We start from the raw sequence: 17,972 nt of genomic DNA, 5'->3' as shown, positions 1-17,972 counted from the left end.
CCAGGGTAGTGGGGGTCCCAGAGTAGCGGTCACGGCGGCGTGACCTCGCTCGCACCGTCGGTGCCCGCACTGTACTCGAGAACATCGCGGCGCCGGTACCCGGCGCCGGGGATCAACCAGGGGTGGGAGCGGAGAACCCACGCTGATAATCGTGCTGTTCCACCGCGACCAGGTAGGCCGCTTCCCGGCCGGTGAGGCCGAGGCCGCGGGCCAGGGAGTCCAGGCGCGACCAGTCGTCGTCCGGCGGGACACCGGTGGTCGCGACGGCGGCGGCCACGTTCATCGCGGCCATCGCCTGGTTCTCGGTGAGCGTACGCCCGGGCAGCCAGGTCACCACCCAGTAGGCGTCGCCCACACATCGGGCGATATGAGGGGTCATATCGCTGGTCATGATCGACGAAGTAACCACTTGGATTGCCACCGACCTGCTCCCCTCATGAGCGCGACAGCTGACTCCCCGAATCGTAGGGGCCGAATCCGGTGTGACTCCGGACTTGTTAGCAACTGGAGGGCAATCGACGCGCAACGGTGACCTTCGCCACTGAGCCTATTCGCGCTCCTGTTCCGGGGGCTTGGGCGGCGCCGGCCGCGGAACCTCCGCCAGGACGGCGGTTTCTATCGCCGCGCGCCGCTGCGGACCGGAGTCCTCACCCAGCTGCACACAGAAAACATCGACGACGAACGATCCCATGGTCACCACCTTGGCCCAGCGCACATCCGCGCCGGCCGCGGAGAGCGCGGCGGACAACCGGCACAGCAGGCCGAGCCGGTCCTCGGCGCGTAGCTGCAGGATGAACTGGCCCGCGACCGGTGTCGGCGACCACATCAGCCGGGGTTCGGCCTGGGCGTAGCGGGCGGAACCGGGCGTATCGCGTTCCCGCGCGGCCAGAACCGCACGGACGTCGAGAGCACCGGCGATCGCCCGTTTGAGTTCCTGCCGCAGCAGGCCCGCGTCCGGTGGGCCGCCGAATATCGGTGTCACGAAGAAGGTATTGATCGCCGACTCCCCCGCCCCGCCGACCGAGGCCCGCAGCACCCGCAGCGAATGCAGCGCCAGCACCCCCGCGGTATCGGCCAGCAAACCCGGAGTATCCGGGGCGATAACGGTGGCGAGATAGGTGTATTTACCATCGCCCTGGGTCAATTCGACATGTACTCCGCCGTCAGTGGCGCGGGCGAGCAACTCGTCCGGAATGGGTTCGGGTTCGGGAAGTTCCTCACCCGCCATCACGGTCCGGCAGCGGCGGACCAGTTCGCCCATCAGCGTGGCCTTCCACTCACCCCATACGCCCGGACCGGTGGCCAGCGAATCCGCCTCCGCCAGCGCGTGCAACAACTCCAGCCGGCGCGGATCGTGTGCCAATGCGTCGACGACGTACCGGACCGTCGCCGGATCGTCGATATCGCGATGGGTCGCCACATCGGGCAGCAGCAGATGGTGACGCACCAGGGAACTGAGCACCTCCACATCCGACGGCCACAACCCCAGGCGGCGGCCGATCTGGGTGGCGAGCTCGGCGCCGACCACACAGTGGTCCTCGGCGCGGCCCTTGCCGATATCGTGCAGCAACGCGCCCAGCGCCAGCAGATCGGGCCGGGCAACCCGGGTGCTCAACGCGCTCGCGTAGGCAACGGTCTCGACCGAATGCCGGTCCACGGTCCAGATATGCAATGCGTCGCGCGGCGGCAGATCCCGCACCGCACCCCATTCCGGAAGCAGCCTGCCCCACAACCCGGTACGGTCGAGCGCCTCCACCGCGTCGATCACACCGCGGCCCGCACCGAGGAGGACCAGCAGGTCGTTGAGGGCGTCCTTCGGCCACGGCTCACGCAATTCGGGCGCGTCCTCGGACAGCCGGTTGAGTGTGGTGGCCGACATCGGCAGCCCGGTCTGCGCCGATGCCGCGGCCACCCGCAGAATCAGGCCGGGGTCGCGCTGCGGCCGGGCATCCCGGGCCAGCACCACTTCCCCCGCGTGCTCGACCACACCTTCATCCAGTGGCCGGCGCACCGGCATCCGCCGCAGCCGCGCCAAACCCCGGCGCGGTAGCGCATTGGCGGCGGTACGCAATCCGACGTCCACCGAATAGCCGACCGTGCGTGCCGCATCGCTGAGCGTGCGGGCCAGATCGAAACGGTCACCGATGCGCAGGGCCGCACCTATCTCGTCGGCGTCCTGCGCGCGCAGCTGATCGCGGGCCCGGCCCGCCACCCGGTGCAGTTCGGTGCGGACGTCCAGCAGACGCCGATGCGCCTGGCCCAGACCGCCGCCCGGCGCGTCCGGCCCCAGCCCCGGCATGGCATCGGTGAGCTGCGCGATGGCGAGTGCGTCCAGCAACTGGATATCGCGCAATCCGCCGCGGCCGTTCTTCAGATCGGGTTCGGTGCGATGGGCGACCTGACCGCTGCGTTCCCACCGGGCGCGGACGCCGACCAGCAGTTCGTCGAACCGTCCGCGGATTCCGCGCCGCCAGTCCTTGCGGATCCCCGCGATGATCCGGTCGCTGAGCTCCGCGTTACCGACGATATGCCGCGCGTCCAGCATCCCGAGTGCGGCGACCAGGTCGTCGGAAGCCACCTGCAGCGCCTGTGGGACCGTGCGCACGCTGTGGTCGAGTTTGATGTGGGCGTCCCACAGCGGATACCAGAGCCGGTCGGCGATCTCGGCGACCCGCTTCGGGTCCATATCCTCGTGGAGCAGCACCAGATCCAGATCGGAATACGGCAGCATCTCCCGGCGGCCCAGCCCGCCCACCGCCATGATCGCCAGCCCGCTGTCGGGCGTTATCCCGACCTCGGTTCCTTTGCTGGTGAGCCACAGCTCGTACAGATCCACCAGCGCCGACCGCAGCGATTCGGCGTCCAGCCGCGGATGCCGGGGCTGCCCGCCGCCGAGCAGCTGGTCGCGTGCACGGACCAGATCGGCGGCACCGTGCGACAGTCCGGCCGCTGCGCCCGGTTGCGTTCCGCCGGGCCGCTCGCGGTCTCGTTTCTGCCGGTCCTCACCCAACCAAACCACCACCCGTTCACACAGGCGACCCCGCTCCGACCGGTGACGGTGGGAGCGGGGCCGCTGTTGTCGATTACACCCGCCGTCGCTTTCGAGGGCGGCAGCGTGCTCGCGTTGCCGACGCGGCAGGTTCTATAGCGCGTCGGTGCCGCGTTCGCCCGTGCGGACCCGGACGATCGTCTCGACCGGGGTGACCCAGACCTTGCCGTCACCGATCTTGCCCGTCCGCGAGGCTTCGACGATCAGGTCCACGACCCGGTCGACCGAGGCGTCGTCGACCACGACCTCGACCCGCACCTTCGGGACGAAATCGACCGAGTACTCGGCACCGCGGTACACCTCGGTATGGCCCTTCTGACGGCCGTAGCCCTGGACCTCGCTCACGGTCATACCGAATACGCCCGCCTGTTCCAGACCGGTTTTGACGTCCTCGAGCGTGAACGGTTTGACGATTGCGGTGATCAGTTTCATGGGGTTCATGCCTCCTTGCCGGCCGAACGTGCGGTACCACCCAGTGCAGCGAAATCGTATGCGGTCTCCGCGTGTTCGGAATCGTCCATCCCGTTGGACTCCGCTTCGGCGTCGGCACGCAGACCGATGGTGAATTTGATCGCGTACGCGATCACCAGGGCGATCACGAAGGAGTACACCAGTACCGCGACCGCACCCAGAGCCTGCCGGCCCAGCAGCTCGAGATCACCGCCGTAGAACAGGCCCTCGGCACCCGCGGGCGCCTCGGGAGCGGCGAACAAGCCGATCAGCACCGTGCCGAGAATACCGCCGACCATGTGGATACCTACGACATCGAGCGAATCGTCGTAGCCGAACTTGAACTTCAGGCTCACCGCCAGCGCACAGACCACACCGGCGATAACACCGATGGCCAGTGCGCCCAGTACGTTCACCGACGAACAGGACGGCGTGATGGCGACCAGCCCGGCAACGATACCGGACGCCGCACCCAGCGAGGTCGGCTTACCGTCGCGGATCTTCTCGACCACCAGCCAGCCGATCATCGCCGCGGCGGTGGCGACCAGGGTGGTGATGAACGCGGCACCGGCGATACCGTCGGCGGCCGCCGCGGAACCCGCGTTGAAACCGAACCAGCCGAACCACAGCAGCGCGGCACCCAGCATGACGAACGGCAGATTATGCGGCCGGAAGGGGGTTTTCGGCCAGCCCGCGCGTTTACCGACCACGATGGCCAGCGCGAGCGCGGCGGCACCGGAGTTGATGTGGACGGCGGTACCACCGGCGAAGTCGATGGCCTCGACCTTCTCCATGATCCAGCCGCCACCCCAGACCCAGTGCGCGACCGGGAAGTACACCACGGTGACCCAGATACCGCTGAACACCAGCCAGGCAGTGAACTTCAGCCGGTCCGCGACCGCACCGGAGATCAGCGCGACGGTGATGATCGCGAACATCGCCTGGAACGCGACGAATACGGTCGCGGGGATGTTCCCGATGAGAGGGACCCCCGCCGATTCGTCACCGAATCCGGCGATCAGGGTCTTCAGGCCGAAGAACTGTCCCGGATCACCCAGTAGGCCGCCCTTGTCGGTGCCGAACGCGACCGAGAAGCCGTACAGCACCCAGAGCACTGTGACGACGGCCATCGCGCTGATGCTCATCATGATCATGTTGAGCACGTTCTTGCCACGGACCATACCGCCGTAGAAGAACGCCAGGCCGGGTGTCATCAGCAGCACGAGCGCGGCGCTCGTCAATATCCATGCGGTATCGCCGGCATTGGGCGCCCCGATCACGGTTTCCACCAGTTACCTCCCTCATCGTCCGGCCCGCCGTCTGCACGACTTCGGGCCCGCTACTGAAGGGTCCTCATTGGGTGTTTCATCCGTGACGCCCCGGTGTTTCACCTAGGTGAATGGATCGCGCCGTTATGTTTCTAGTGTGTTGCCGACGCCGTACACGCCGGTCACGGGGTTTTGTGAGGCCGGTCGCGGCGCCGATTCGGGAAGCGCCGCCACACTCCGTGTCATGGTGGCTGGACGTCCCCGGAGGAGCCGTCGCCGCCGCGGCCGGTTGTCATTATCCGAGCAGCGCGTCCACGAAGGCCGTCGGTTCGAACGGGGCCAGATCGTCGGCGCCTTCACCCAGGCCGACCAGCTTGACCGGCACACCGAGTTCGTGCTGGATCTGGAAGACGATTCCGCCCTTCGCGGTCCCGTCCAGTTTCGTCAGCACCACCCCGCTGATATCGACCACCTCGGCGAAGATACGGGCCTGCATCAGTCCGTTCTGGCCGACAGTGGCGTCCAGTACCAGCAGTACCTCGTCCACCGACGCTTTTTTCTCCACCACCCTTTTGACCTTGCCGAGTTCGTCCATCAGCCCGGTCTTGGTGTGCAGGCGGCCGGCGGTATCGATGAGCACCGCGTCCACGCCGGTGTCGATACCGCTGGCCACCGCGTCGAAGGCGACCGCGGCGGGATCGGCGCCCTCGCGGCCCCGGACGGTCTCCGCGCCGACCCGCTCCCCCCAGGTCTGCAACTGGTCGGCCGCGGCCGCGCGGAAGGTATCGGCCGCGCCCAGCAGCACCCGTCGCCCGTCCGCGACGAGCACTCGGGCGAGTTTGCCGGTGGTGGTCGTCTTACCGGTGCCGTTGACCCCGACCACGAGCAGGATCGACGGATGATCGGCATGCGGCAGGGCGCGGACCGAACGGTCCAGATCCGGCCGTAGCGATTCGACCAGCACATCGCGCAATACCGCCCGCGCTTCGTCGGCTGTGCGCACGCTGCGGGCGGCCATCTCCTCCCGCAGCCGTTCCACGATCACGGACGTGACGGCCGTACCGATATCGGCCAGGACCAGCGTGTCCTCGACTTCTTCCCAGGAGTCCTCGTCGAGATCGCCGCCGCCGAGCAGGCCCAGCAGGCTCTTGCCGACCGCGTTCTGCGATCGCGACAGCCGGCCGCGCAGGCGGGTCAGCCGGCCGGAGGTGGGTTCGATCTCCTCCACCTCGGGGACGAGATGGGCGCCTGCCGCGGTATCGGGGGCCACAACCGGCGGCTCGGCGGGCGGGGCGGTGGGCGCCTCCGGCGCGGTCTCGGTATCCGCCGCGGCCGCCGCCCCGTCCCGAGGCGGGGCGGTTTCGGTATCGGCTTTTTCGGCGGCTACCGGTTCATCTTCCGGCGGCGCGGCGGTTCCGGCGTCCGCGGACGCGGTGCTCGCGGTCTCGCGCGGCGTGGTCGTCTCGGGTTCCGCGGGTGCGGTCGTTCCGGTGTCCCGCGGTACAGCTGTCCCGGTGCCCGGGTGAGCCGTCTCCGATTCGGCGGGGGCCGCGGGCGCGCTATCCGTGGCGGCCCCGGCCGGCGCCGCGGAATCCGGTTCGGCGGCCGGCGCGGCGGTAGCGGTGTCGGCGGTATCCGGGAGCGGGACATCGGTGATACCGCGGCGCGGAGCGTCACGCGGTATCGCGGCGTCGTCGCCTATATGCGGCTGGCCTTCGGTATCTGTCCGCTCAGTGGGACTCGGGCGCGCGGGGGCGGCAGTCGCCTGCTGCCCGCCCTGACTGAAGGAGAATCCGCCCGCCGCCTGGTAACCACCCGACCGGTCGGCCAGCTCTCCTTTCTCCGACGGTGGGGCCAGCGAGACCCGGCCGCGTTTGTACCGGACGAAACCGGCCACGAGCGCGACCAGCAGTACGGCGGCGATCGCTGCGATCAGAATCCAGGCTTGCGCACTCACAGCGCCCATCCTTGCAGAGCCGGTGCGGGCCGCCGCCCGACCCCGCCCGGCCCGCGTGCCGGACACCTCCCCGGTATCCCCGTACGCTGCACATTCCCTGCTCAGCCAGGTGAATACCGCCGGTGAGATTTCTTGTCCTGCGGAAGTTCTCGCGGCTGGCCAATAGGATCGGCGATGTGACCGATCGAAACGTGCTTGGGGGTCCGCTACAAGAGTGCGGCACCGATCCTCTGACCGGGTTCTACCGGGACGGCTGCTGCAGCACCGGCCCGGAGGATCTGGGCAGCCACACCGTGTGCACGGTCGTCACAGCTGAGTTCCTGGAGCATCAGGCGTCCATCGGCAACGATCTGAGCACGCCGCGCCCGGAGAACAATTTCCCGGGCCTCCAGCCCGGGGACAGATGGTGTGTCGTGGCGGTGCGCTGGTTGCATGCGCACGAGGACGGTGTCGCCGCACCGGTGGTGCTGGCGGCGACCCATGAGAATGCCCTGGAAGTGATATCGATGGAAATCCTGCGAAAATACGCGGTCGATGTACCCGACGACGTCAGCGATCTGCTCTGACCCGACGCGGCGGGCCGCCACGGTCGCCGCGTGCCGGCTCGTAGCGCGACACACGGTCGCGCTCGGCAGGCTGTATCAGGTGGGTGCCGCGGCGAGGTTCTCGCCGCGCATGCGCTGCGAGATCACCTGTGTGATCCCGTCACCGCGCATACTCACGCCGTAGAGCGCGTCGGCGATCTCCATGGTCGGCTTCTGGTGCGTGATGACGATCAGCTGGCTCTTCTCCCGCAACTGTTCGAACAACCCGATGAGCCGACGCAGGTTGGTGTCGTCCAGCGCGGCCTCCACCTCGTCCATCACGTAGAAGGGCGAGGGGCGGGCGCGGAAGATCGCGACCAGCAGCGCCACCGCGGTCAGTGATTTCTCCCCACCGGAGAGCAGCGAGAGCCGTTTGACCTTCTTACCGGGCGGGCGCGCCTCCACTTCGATGCCGGTGGTGAGCATATCGCCGGGGTCGGTGAGCAGCAGACGCCCCTCGCCGCCGGGGAACAGCGCGGAGAAAACCTGGACGAATTCCCGCTCGACATCGGCGTAGGCGTCGGTGAAGACCTGCAGGATGCGCGCATCCACCTCGGATACGACATCCAGCAGATCCTGGCGGGCCTTCTTGACATCCTCGAGCTGGGTCGCCAGGAAGTTGTAGCGCTCCTCGAGCGCGGCGAATTCTTCCAGCGCCAGCGGGTTCACCTTGCCGAGGGTGGCCAGATCCTTCTCGGCACGTTTGGCGCGGCGTTCCTGGGAGGCGCGGTCGAACGGCATCGGGGCGGGTGCGCTGACCTGTTCGCCGCGCTCCTTGGCCTGCTCGTATTCGCGCAGTTCCAGCTCGCTGGGCGGCAGCGCGACGGCGGGGCCGTATTCGGCGATGAGATCGTCGAGCGCGATACCGAACTGTTCGGCGATATTCGCCTCCAGCTGTTCGATGCGCAACGCGGCCTGCGCCTTGGCCACCTCGTCGCGGTGCACGGCGTCGGTGAGCTGACCGAGCTGATTGCCCAGAGCCCGCACCCGCTCCTTGATCTGCTCCACCGCCGTCGCACATTCGGTGCGCCGGCGCACCAGTTCGTCGCGCCGGGTGGCGGCGGCCGCGACCACCTGTTCCAATTCGCCGGCCAGTTCGGTGCCGGATTCGGCGACCGCCGCCGCCACCCCGGCAGCGCGGCGCCGGGCCGCTTGGGCACGTTCGGCGCGGGCCCGGGCATCACGCTCGGCGCGGGCGGCCCGGCGTAGCGAATCCGCTTTACCGCGGACCGATTCGGCACGCTCCTCGGCGGTGCGCACCGCCAGGCGCGCCTCGACCTCCATGGCCCGGGCCTCGGCCAGCGCCGACGCGGCCTCCTCGCGTGCCAGCGCGGCCGCCTCGGTACCGGCCCCGGTTTCGTCACCGTCGGAATCGCCCTGTTCGAGTTCGGCCCGGCGGAGTCGATCCTCGAGGTCGGCGAGCGCGGTGACCGCCTCCTCCCGGGAGGTCTCCGCCGTGGCCCGCTGGTCGGTGAGCCGCTCGGATTCGGCGGCGGCCGCGCGGACGGCCGAACCGAGCCGGCCGAGCCGGTCGTAGATCCCGCCCAGTGCCTGATCCGATTCGTGCAGGGCCAGCAGTGCCTGATCGACCGCGTCCTTGCGATCGGACTGTTCTTCGAGCGCCCCGGCCAGGCTCGCCTCCAGTTCCTCGGCGTGCCGGCGCGCGGCCCGGAGGTCGGATTCGGCGGTATCTATTTCGGCTTGGACCTCCAGGCGGCTCGGCGAGCGGTCCGACCCGCCGATCAGCCATCCGGTACCGGCCAGATCGCCCTCGCGGGTGACGATTCGCAGTTCCGGACGGTGCGTGAGTACCTCCGCGGCGCGGTCCAGATCGTCGACCACCACGACACGACCGGTCAGCGCGACCACGGCGGCGCGCACCGAATCGGGACAATCCACCACATCCAGCAACCGGCGGGCCCCGCCGGGCAACGCGCTCTCGGTTCCGGTCTCGGTTTCCGCGACGGCACCTTCGTAGACCAGAGCGGCCCGGCCCGCATCGGCCTTTCCGAGCGCCCGTACAGCGCTAGCCGCCGTATCACCGGTATCGGCCACCACCGCCTCCGCGACGGGGCCGAGTACGGCCGCCACCGCGGCCTCGTAGCCCGTGTGTACGCCGAGCACATCGGACAGCGGTCCCAGCAGTCCGGCCGGATGGTTCTCGGTCAGCCAGGCCGCGCCGTCACGACTGGCCAGGTTCATTCCGAGCGCTTCGATGCGCGCGGTCAGCGAAGCGACCCGGCGACCGGCTTCCCGATCCTCGGCCCGCAGTTCGGTGACCCGCCGATCGGCGTGTTCGAGTGCCTCGACCGCATGTTCGTGCTGCGCGTCGAGCCCCGCTTCCCCGGCATCGAGTTCGGCCAGTTCGTCCTGGACGGTATCGAATTCGTGCTGTGCCTCCGAGCCCCTGACCCGGGCCTGGTCGATCGAAGTGGACAACCGGACGATCTCGGCGTCGATCGACTGCGCCTTGGTACGCAGGTTCTCGACCTGTCCCGACAGCCGGACCACACCTTCGCGCCGGTCGGCGATGGCCCGGACCGCGGCCAGATGCGCCTGTTCGGCCGCTTTGGCCGCGTGTTCGCGATCGGCGAGGCCGTCCCGGGCGGCGTCCAGGGTTTCCGCGGCCATCTCGACGGCCGCCCGCAGTTCGTTCTCCTCGGCCTCCACCCGATCGGCCTCGGCCTCGAGCTGGTCGGGGTCTCGTCCGGTATTCGCGGCGGTAGCGGTATCCAGATGACGAGCCCGATCACCGGCGATCCGGATGGTGGCGTTGACTCGTTCGGCCAGCGCGGACAACTGGAACCAGAGCTGACCGGCCGCTTCGGCGCTGGGGGTGAGGCGTCCGAGCTCGAACTCCTGCTGGGCGAGCGCCGCGTTGGCCGCGTCCAGTTCGCTCTGCACCGTGATCTGCTGTTCGCGTGCGTAGGCTTCTTTGCTCTGCTGGCTTTCCAGCTCGGTCCGCCGGGTGACCAGATCGTCGGCGGCCAGCCGCAGGCGGGCGTCGCGGAGGTCCGCCTGCACCGTCTGGGCCCGGCGCGCCACCTCGGCCTGCCGGCCGAGCGGTTTGAGCTGGCGGCGCAGTTCGCTGGTGAGGTCGGTGAGCCGGGCGAGGTTGGCCTGCATCGCATCCAGTTTGCGGACGGCCTTTTCCTTGCGTTTTCGGTGTTTGAGCACCCCGGCGGCTTCTTCGATGAACGCACGCCGGTCCTCGGGGCGCGATTCCAGGATCGCGGACAGCTGTCCCTGGCCGACGATGACATGCATTTCGCGTCCGATACCGGAATCGCTGAGCAGTTCCTGCACATCCATCAGCCGGCAGGAGTTGCCGTTGATCTCGTATTCGCCCGCACCGTCACGGAACATCCGGCGGGTGATGGAGACCTCGGCGTAGTCGATCGGCAGCGCACCGTCGGAGTTGTCGATGGTCAGGGTTACTTCCGCGCGCCCCAGCGGAGCCCGGCCGGAAGTACCGGCGAAGATGACGTCCTGCATCTTGCCGCCGCGCAGGGCTTTGGCGCCCTGCTCGCCCATCACCCAGGTGAGCGCGTCGACGACATTGGATTTCCCGGAGCCGTTCGGGCCGACCACGCAGGTGATTCCGGGTTCGAACCGCAGTGTCGTCGCGGACGCGAAGGATTTGAATCCCTTCAACGTCAAGCTCTTCAGGTGCAACGCCGACGACCCTTCCGCCTCCATGTACTGTCCGCCTCGCTCAGGCCGATCAGCCATGCTATAGGGCCGCGGCGAGATATCCCCACCCGGCGCACCGGCGGTGGCCGATCGGTTGCGGGTGGCGGCCGCGCGGTTGTCGCGGGTACCCGACACGGTAGCCCGGTGGTCGCGCCGACCGGATGCCACCGAGGCTACCGGGCGTTATGCCTTACGACGATGGCAGCGGCCGGACTCGATCCCGGTTGCCGCGCGCATTGCCAGCACCGCGCCCCACGGGCCGATGACCCATATGGGCCAGAAGTAGGTGAACGCTCCCACACCCAGCGAGATCGCCGCCCAGATCACCAGTACCAGCACACTGGCACCCAGCCAGGCACTTCCTTCGATCCGCTGCCAGATCGGGAACCGCGAGCGCGCCGGTTTCTGTGCGGGTGCGGGCACCGAGGCCGGTTCGGGCAGGTCCGCGAGAACGCCTTTCAGCTCCTCGCGGGTCGTGCTCCGATACACCTCGGCGACCCGCTGGTCGTATTCGGCCAGGTCGATCCTGCCGTCGCCGAAATGCCGACCCAGCTCCTGCACGAATCGATCACGTTCGGCGTCCGACGCGCGGATTCCCGTCGAGATCTCCATATCGCTCCCCTTACGGGTCGAACCACATTCCACTGTGGAATACATCCAGAGTGATACCCCCATAGTGGAATGTCAAGGGTGGGCCTCGGCGGAACAGGCCGCGCCGCCGCTACCGCTCGACGAACCCCACCAGTCCGCCGCGAGCCCGCTCCCAGTTCTCGACCACCAGATCCACGCGGCCCGGCGTCGTCCCCGACCGCAGCAACGCCAGCAGCTCGGCCGCCGCCGCCCGCGTCCCCTCGGCCACCACGTGTACCCGCCCGTCGGCGGCGTTGGTGGCATGTCCGGTGAGCCCGAGTTCCAAGGCCCGGGACCGGGTCCACCAGCGGAAGCCCACACCCTGCACAGACCCGTGAACCCAGGCGCTCAGCCGCACCGGATCGGCACCCGATTCCGTCGCCGTATCCCGCTCCACGATCAGTCGACGGTATCGATATCGAAGGACAACGTCACCTTGGTGCCGGCCTTCAGCGTCCGGCCCACCGTGCACACCTTGTCGATCGCCCGCTGCACCGTCACCAGCAAACGCTCCCGGCCGGCTTCGTCGAGTTCACTGAGATCGAGCTCGAACACCTCGTCCAGCTGCGGATACACCTCGTTCTCCCGGTCCGCGGCACCGGCGACCCGGATGGTGGCGTCGTAATCGTCGCCGAGCCGGCGTGACAGCGGGAAATCCGAACTCATCCCCGAACACGCGGCCAGTGCGATCTTCAGCAGTTCACCGGGTGTGAAAACACCGGGCACCCCGTCCGACCCGACCAGTACCTCGGCGCCGCGCGAACTCCGGCCGGTATAGCTCCGAGTTCCGGTGCGTTCCACCCACAGGGTGGTCGGGCCCGGGGGTGCGCCGGCCGGCGCCGCGGCAGCCGCCGCAGTGGTGTCATCAGCCATGGTTGCGATCCTGCCATCCGCCGGACCGGCCATGTGCACCCGTCCGTGTCAGCGGGTGCGCGGTGGACGTGGCCGTCGCGCGGCCACCCGGACCGGCCGCCGCGGCCTGCTCTCCAGAGTCACCGCCAGCACCCGCAACAACAGCAGACCGGCGAGAAATCCCGCGATCAAACCAGGGGTCACCAGGGACATGGGCGTCCTTCCGTCACGGCTCCGTACCCGCCTAGGGTGCCGATATTCCCGGCTGCGCCCAACGGCGGTGCGCAGGGAAAACTACCCCGCTGAAGCGGTACGAAACCGGTTGCTTGCGCAATCCTTACGGCCGGCGACAGGACTGGTATCGGTTGCCGGCGGGTGTACCCGAACCCGCCCGGTCGAGTGCGCCGAGCCCATCGGGAACGGGCATCGAATTATCGCTGCGGATAGCACCGCGACGGGTCGGCCAGTTCGGCACAGGGCTGGTTTCCGTAGTGGCGGATCACATCCTGGCCCGCCTCCTGGAGGAGGAACCGCACGAAGCTCGCACCGATCGAATCGGCAGCGAAATCCCCGTAGGAGAACGCGTACTCCACTCCCCAGAACGGGTAGGTCTCGTCGACGGCCGCGTCCCGGGACGCGGACACACCGCCGATCGTCACACCGACCACGCCGGCCCTGTCCGCCGCATCCGCGTATTCGCCGTATCCGATGGCACCCGGCAGCTCGGCGACCTCACCGAGCTGTTCACCGGTGGACCCGGTCTGACAGCGCCCGGGGCCGCCGTCACGCTGGAGTTCGTTGCACGTGACGCTGGGCTCCGGCGGCTGCCCACCCTCCAGCAGCCGGGTCTCGAAATTCCAGCGGGTACCGGATCCGGCGTACCGGTTGACGACCCGCACCGGCAGATCCGCGCCGCCCACCGCTTGCCAGTTCGTGACCTTTCCGAGAAACAGATCCCGGATCTCCTCGACCGAGAGGTCCGTGACCCGGGCACTCGGGTGCACGACCACGCTGAACAGCGACAGCGCCAGCGGCCGCTGAACCAGGCCGGGAAAATCCGGGCCGTTGGGGGCGTCACCGATCGCCAGCAACGTGCCGTCGCGACCGCGCTCATCCGTGACGCGCGACATCCCGGGCTCGCTGCCGCCGAACGCGTAATCGAGATCAGAGCCCGGGCAGGTTCGTTCATACAGGTCGCCCGCGTCCTCGACCACGCGTTTCCACGCGGTCGAACCCACCACGGTGAGCCGTCCCGTGGCGCAGCCGATCGGTGCGTCCGACTCGACGATATCGACCACCGCCATCGCCGCGATCACGGTGACGAGGAATCCGGTGAGCCCCAACATCAGCAGTGATACACCGGAGCGTCCGCGGGTCTTGGCGATACCACCGCCGGTGACGACGCCCTGCATCGTGGGCTCGGGATAGTCGCCCGCCCCCGCGGTCCGTTCCAGCGTGGCCAGAATCTTGTAATGGTCCGAACGGTTGAGCGGTACCTTCGGCAGGTCGATGACCCCGACGCTCTGGTTCGTGAGTTCGCGGTGGCCGAAGCCCGAATCCGGTTCGAAGCAGACGGCGAGGCCCGGATTGCTCAGTTCGGTGACCGCCATCCCGATCACCCGGCGCTGCGGGAAATGCAGATGCAGCCCGCCCCGGCCGTTCTGCCCGGTCACATAGTCGGCGGCATCGATCGTGGTGGCGCCGTTGTTCTCGATCCGGACCAGCACCACCGACAGATCCTGCAGATTGCGCTCTCCGCCCGCGGCCGTCTGCCGTAGTTGCCGCAGCGCGCCGGCGTGCCCTGATTCCGCTTCGCCGGTGACCGGGGTGTCCATCTGCACCCGCCAGCCGAGCCGTTTGCGCCCGACGAAAACGAACTCCCAGACAAAGGCACCCATCGGGATGGCGATACCGGCGAGCGGGAGCACAACTGTGAGCAGTAGTTCACCCACCGGCCGCTACCCCCTCGAATCCACCCATCGCTCACCATTTTTGGTCAGCGACGGCCCGAACCGGCCGCGCCCGGCGAGTGTTCGGATACCGTTCACCGAACCGTCATCCACCGTAGCGGCGGGCCGGTCGGCAGTGCGCATACCGGGCATTATCGGAGCCGGCACCGGCGCAGAGTACCCCGGCGGGTCAGCCGCCGGGCGATCGCGTCCACTCCAGCAGATCGTCCACGGGGAACGTATTGATGATCCGGCCGGCCTCGACCCCGCAGGCCACGGCCCGGGCGCAACCGTAACCCTGCCAATCCAATTGGCCCGGTGCGTGCGCATCGGTGTCGAGGGCGAAATCGCACCCCATCTCGTCCGCGAGCCGGATCAGTCGTTCCGGCGGGTCCTGCCGTTCCGGCCGGCTGTTGATCTCGACCGCCGTACCGTAGCGGCGGCAGGCCTCGAACACGATCTCGGCGTCGAATTCCGATTCGGGCCGCGTCCCCCGCCCGCCCTCGACCAACCTGCCGGTGCAGTGCCCGAGAACATCCACCCGCGGATTCGCCACCGCGTAAACCATGCGCCGGGTCATGGTGTCGCGGTCGTCGCGTAGCCGCGAATGCACACTGGCGACGACGATATCGAGTTCGGCGAGCAGATCGGCTTCCTGGTCCAAGCTGCCGTCATCGAGGATGTCGACCTCGATCCCGGTGAGCACCCGGAAGGGCGCCAGCCGCGCGTTCAGTTCCGCGACCACGTCGAGCTGGCGGCGCAGCCGCTGCGCGGAAAGACCGTTGGCCACCGTGAGCCGCGGCGAATGATCGGTCAGCGCACAGTATTCGTGCCCGAGAGCCGCCGCGGTACCCATCATCTCCGCGATCGGACTCCCGCCGTCGGACCAGTCCGAATGGGTGTGCAGATCACCGCGCAGTACCGCGCGCAGCTCGGCTCCCTCCGCACCGATCGGCTTCGCGGCGGCACGTAGTTCGGCGAGATAACCCGGTATCGCCCCGGCGTACGCCTCCTCGATCACCGCCGCCGTTTTGGGACCGATCCCGGTGAGTTCCTGCCAGCTGCGCGCCGCCCGGCGCCGCTCCCGCTCGGACTCGCCGAGACCGGCGAGGATATCGGCGGCCCGCCGATACGCCTTCACCCGGTGGGTTTTCTCCCTGCCCCGCTCGAGCCAGAACCCGATCTCGCGTAATGCCGCGACCGCGTCCGGCGAGGATCGGTCTTCGGTATCCGGCCCGTCCGCCGACACCGGTCAGCTCACCCGTGCGTACTTCAAGAACGCCACACCGTCCTCGAAGACCTGGCTGGTGATGATCTTGAACTGGGCGGGCTCGGGCAACCCGGAGCCTGCGCCGAACAGCGGCCGCCCCCGCCCGAGCACGATCGGATACAGCTTGAGGAAGATCTGGTCGATCTCCGGCAGCAGAACCTCAGCGAGTTCACCGCCGCCGCACAACCAGATACCGAGACCCTGCTCCCGTTTGAGCGCACGCACCCGGGCCACCGGATCCGCGGAGATCAGCTCGACCGCCGGATCCGGGGGCGTGGTCAACGTGGTGGACACCACGAACTGACGCAGATGCGCGTACGGACTCGCCGTGCCGGTGCGCACCCCGAAATCGTGCGTCTTACGGCCCATGATCACGGTGTCGAAATTGGCATTGGAGGTGCGGATACCGAGTGTTTCGCGCACTTCGGACGGCAGGGTCTCCGGATACTGCGCGGTGATCGTGGGCCCGTGATCACCGCCGACCGGGAAGAAATCGACCGCTCCCTGTTCGGTCGCGATGAATCCGTCGATGGTGGCGGCGACGTAGTAGGTGAGCTTGCGCATGGCGTCCTTCCCAGACCGGACCGGGTTGGTGATCTTCCCCCAGGAAACCGTAACCCCTCGGCGGGTGCCGCCGCGAGGGCCCTACGACGCGGACTTCCGGCGCCGTGCGGACGGCTGACAGCGCGGGCACGAATACGACGACCGGTTCATGAACTTCTCCCGGACGATCATCGCACCACAGCGCGGGCAGGGCCGATCACCGCGGCCGTACACCGCCAGCTCACGCTCGAAATAGCCGGATTCGCCGTTGACGTCGACATACAGCGCGTCGAAGGACGTTCCGCCCACGGCCAGCGCGTCCCGCATCACGGCCCGGGCCTCGGCGAGCACGCGACGCAACACGGGCCGGGTCAGCGTGGCGGCGAGGCGGTTGCCGTGCACCTCCGACCGCCACAGTGCCTCATCGGCGTAGATATTGCCGATCCCGGAGACCACCGTCTGATCCAGCAGCATCCGTTTGATCTCGGTGCGTTTGGCTCGCAACCTGGTGACGACGGCCTCGTCGTCGAACCATGGGTCCAGCGGGTCACGCGCGATATGCGCCAGCAGATCGGGCAGCAGGGTCTCGTCCACCATGACCAGCGGTGCCAGCACCCAGCCGCCGAAGGTGCGCTGATCGACGAAACGCAGTTCGCGCCCGTCGTCGAGGGTCGCGCGGATATGCGCGTGCTTCTCCACCGGAGCGCCCGCCGGTTGCACCAGCATCTGCCCACTCATGCCCAGGTGCACGACCAGTGCGGAATCGGCCGGATCACCCCCGGGTTCGAGGAAGGTGAGCCACAGGTACTTGCCGCGGCGTTCGGCGGCGGCCACCGACAGCCCGGTGAGCCGGGCCGCCATATCCGCGGCGCCCGCGATATGGCGGCGTACCGACCGGGGATGCGTGACGGTCACCGATTCGACGGTCCGCCCGGACAGATGTTCGGTCAGGCCGCGGCGGACCACCTCGACCTCGGGGAGTTCGGGCATTCAGGACTCGCCGGTCAACGCGCGGTAGGCCGCACCTGCCGCCTTCTGTTCGGCTTCCTTCTTCGACCGTCCGACACCCTGACCGTAAGCGTCCCCGGCGATCACGGTGGTCGCGGTGAACTCTTTGTCGTGGTCGGGGCCGGTGGAGGTGATCTCGTAGCTGGGTACGCCCAGACCGCGTTCGGCGGTCAGCTCCTGCAGACTGGTCTTGAAATCCAGCCCGGCACCCATGCGCGGGCCCCGTTCGAGCAGATCGGCGAACAGTCGCAAGACGACTTCCCGGGCCACGTCGATACCGTGCTCGAGGTGCACTGCACCGAGCAGCGATTCCATCCCGTCGGCCAGGATGCTGGGCTTGTCCCGGCCACCGGTGAGTTCCTCACCCTTGCCGAGCAGCAGATGCGCGCCCAGACCGCCGGTACCGAGATTGCGGGCGACCTCGGCGAGTGCGTGCATATTCACCACACTCGCGCGCAGCTTCGCCAGCTCACCCTCGGACTTCTCCGGGTGTTCGTGGTAGAGCCGCTCGGTGATACTCAACCCGAGCACCGAATCCCCGAGGAATTCGAGCCGCTCGTTGGTCGGCAGTCCACCGTTCTCGTACGCGTACGAGCGATGTGTCAGTGCCAGGCGCAGCAAATCGGGCTGCACCTCGACACCCAGCGCGGCGAGCAGGCCTGCTTGATCCGGCCGCTCGCCGGCTTCGTCTCTGGCCGCGGTCAACGGTAGACCGGGGA

Annotated in this window: 16 protein-coding genes; 1 reads left to right on the top strand and 15 read right to left on the bottom strand. The window is 68.4% G+C overall.

The annotated features are described in order from the left end of the window. Positions 1 to 112: 112 nt before the first annotated feature. The 5 genes from ABZ827_RS11100 to ftsY all read right to left on the bottom strand — a co-directional run bounded on the left by ABZ827_RS11100 (position 113) and on the right by ftsY (position 6,724). Positions 113 to 421, bottom strand: a complete 309-nt coding sequence (locus ABZ827_RS11100) for a hypothetical protein (RefSeq protein ID WP_357235840.1) — start codon at positions 419 to 421, stop codon at positions 113 to 115. Between the two features lie 126 nt (positions 422 to 547). Then, positions 548 to 2,941: a [protein-PII] uridylyltransferase gene (locus ABZ827_RS11095; protein WP_357235940.1), complete on the bottom strand. Its 2,394-nt coding sequence runs from the start codon at positions 2,939 to 2,941 to the stop codon at positions 548 to 550. Between the two features lie 201 nt (positions 2,942 to 3,142). Continuing rightward, positions 3,143 to 3,481, bottom strand: a complete 339-nt coding sequence (locus tag ABZ827_RS11090) for a P-II family nitrogen regulator (protein ID WP_357235939.1) — start codon at positions 3,479 to 3,481, stop codon at positions 3,143 to 3,145. Positions 3,482 to 3,486: 5 nt separating this feature from the next. After that, a complete protein-coding gene (locus ABZ827_RS11085; protein WP_357235937.1) occupies positions 3,487 to 4,776 on the bottom strand; it encodes an ammonium transporter in 1,290 nt (429 codons plus the stop codon). A gap of 286 nt (positions 4,777 to 5,062) precedes the next feature. Next, on the bottom strand, positions 5,063 to 6,724 hold the full coding sequence (gene ftsY, locus ABZ827_RS11080) for a signal recognition particle-docking protein FtsY (RefSeq protein ID WP_357235837.1): 1,662 nt from the start codon (positions 6,722 to 6,724) through the stop codon (positions 5,063 to 5,065). 176 nt (positions 6,725 to 6,900) lie between these two features. Here ftsY and ABZ827_RS11075 point away from each other — a divergent pair, with 176 nt between their 5' ends. Next, positions 6,901 to 7,290, top strand: coding sequence for a DUF2237 domain-containing protein (locus tag ABZ827_RS11075; protein ID WP_280401323.1), 390 nt, complete (start codon positions 6,901 to 6,903; stop codon positions 7,288 to 7,290). A 75-nt stretch (positions 7,291 to 7,365) separates the two neighbouring features. On the opposite strand, the gene smc is transcribed toward ABZ827_RS11075, so the two are convergent. The 10 genes from smc to rnc all read right to left on the bottom strand — a co-directional run bounded on the left by smc (position 7,366) and on the right by rnc (position 17,958). Beyond that, a complete protein-coding gene (gene smc / locus ABZ827_RS11070) occupies positions 7,366 to 10,983 on the bottom strand; it encodes a chromosome segregation protein SMC (protein WP_357235935.1) in 3,618 nt (1,205 codons plus the stop codon). A gap of 201 nt (positions 10,984 to 11,184) precedes the next feature. After that, positions 11,185 to 11,613 carry a DUF1707 domain-containing protein gene (locus ABZ827_RS11065; RefSeq protein WP_357235834.1) on the bottom strand — a complete coding sequence of 143 codons (429 nt, stop codon included), beginning with the start codon at positions 11,611 to 11,613 and terminating at the stop codon, positions 11,185 to 11,187. 109 nt (positions 11,614 to 11,722) lie between these two features. Beyond that, entirely contained in the window at positions 11,723 to 12,028 is a 306-nt protein-coding gene (locus ABZ827_RS11060; RefSeq protein ID WP_357235831.1) for an acylphosphatase, read from the bottom strand. A gap of 2 nt (positions 12,029 to 12,030) precedes the next feature. Then, positions 12,031 to 12,504 (bottom strand): OsmC family protein, encoded by a 474-nt coding sequence (locus ABZ827_RS11055; RefSeq protein WP_357235829.1) that lies wholly within the window; start codon positions 12,502 to 12,504, stop codon positions 12,031 to 12,033. 48 nt (positions 12,505 to 12,552) lie between these two features. Further along, on the bottom strand, positions 12,553 to 12,696 hold the full coding sequence (locus ABZ827_RS11050) for a hypothetical protein (protein WP_357235827.1): 144 nt from the start codon (positions 12,694 to 12,696) through the stop codon (positions 12,553 to 12,555). A 218-nt stretch (positions 12,697 to 12,914) separates the two neighbouring features. Next, positions 12,915 to 14,435, bottom strand: coding sequence for a substrate-binding domain-containing protein (locus tag ABZ827_RS11045; protein WP_357235824.1), 1,521 nt, complete (start codon positions 14,433 to 14,435; stop codon positions 12,915 to 12,917). A gap of 187 nt (positions 14,436 to 14,622) precedes the next feature. Then, complete coding sequence (locus tag ABZ827_RS11040; RefSeq protein ID WP_357235821.1) at positions 14,623 to 15,681, bottom strand: PHP domain-containing protein; 1,059 nt, start codon at positions 15,679 to 15,681, stop codon at positions 14,623 to 14,625. A 3-nt stretch (positions 15,682 to 15,684) separates the two neighbouring features. Next, positions 15,685 to 16,266: a dihydrofolate reductase family protein gene (locus ABZ827_RS11035; RefSeq protein ID WP_357235819.1), complete on the bottom strand. Its 582-nt coding sequence runs from the start codon at positions 16,264 to 16,266 to the stop codon at positions 15,685 to 15,687. An 81-nt stretch (positions 16,267 to 16,347) separates the two neighbouring features. Continuing rightward, positions 16,348 to 17,235, bottom strand: a complete 888-nt coding sequence (mutM, locus tag ABZ827_RS11030) for a bifunctional DNA-formamidopyrimidine glycosylase/DNA-(apurinic or apyrimidinic site) lyase (protein ID WP_357235815.1) — start codon at positions 17,233 to 17,235, stop codon at positions 16,348 to 16,350. Further along, positions 17,236 to 17,958, bottom strand: coding sequence for a ribonuclease III (rnc, locus tag ABZ827_RS11025; RefSeq protein WP_357235812.1), 723 nt, complete (start codon positions 17,956 to 17,958; stop codon positions 17,236 to 17,238). It lies immediately after the preceding gene. Positions 17,959 to 17,972: the final 14 nt, after the last annotated feature.

The organism is Nocardia sp. NPDC019395 (assembly GCF_040632335.1).
Lineage (GTDB): Bacteria > Actinomycetota > Actinomycetes > Mycobacteriales > Mycobacteriaceae > Nocardia.
Note: the sequence above shows the minus strand (reverse complement) of the source record. Positions and strands in the feature narration are given on the sequence as shown.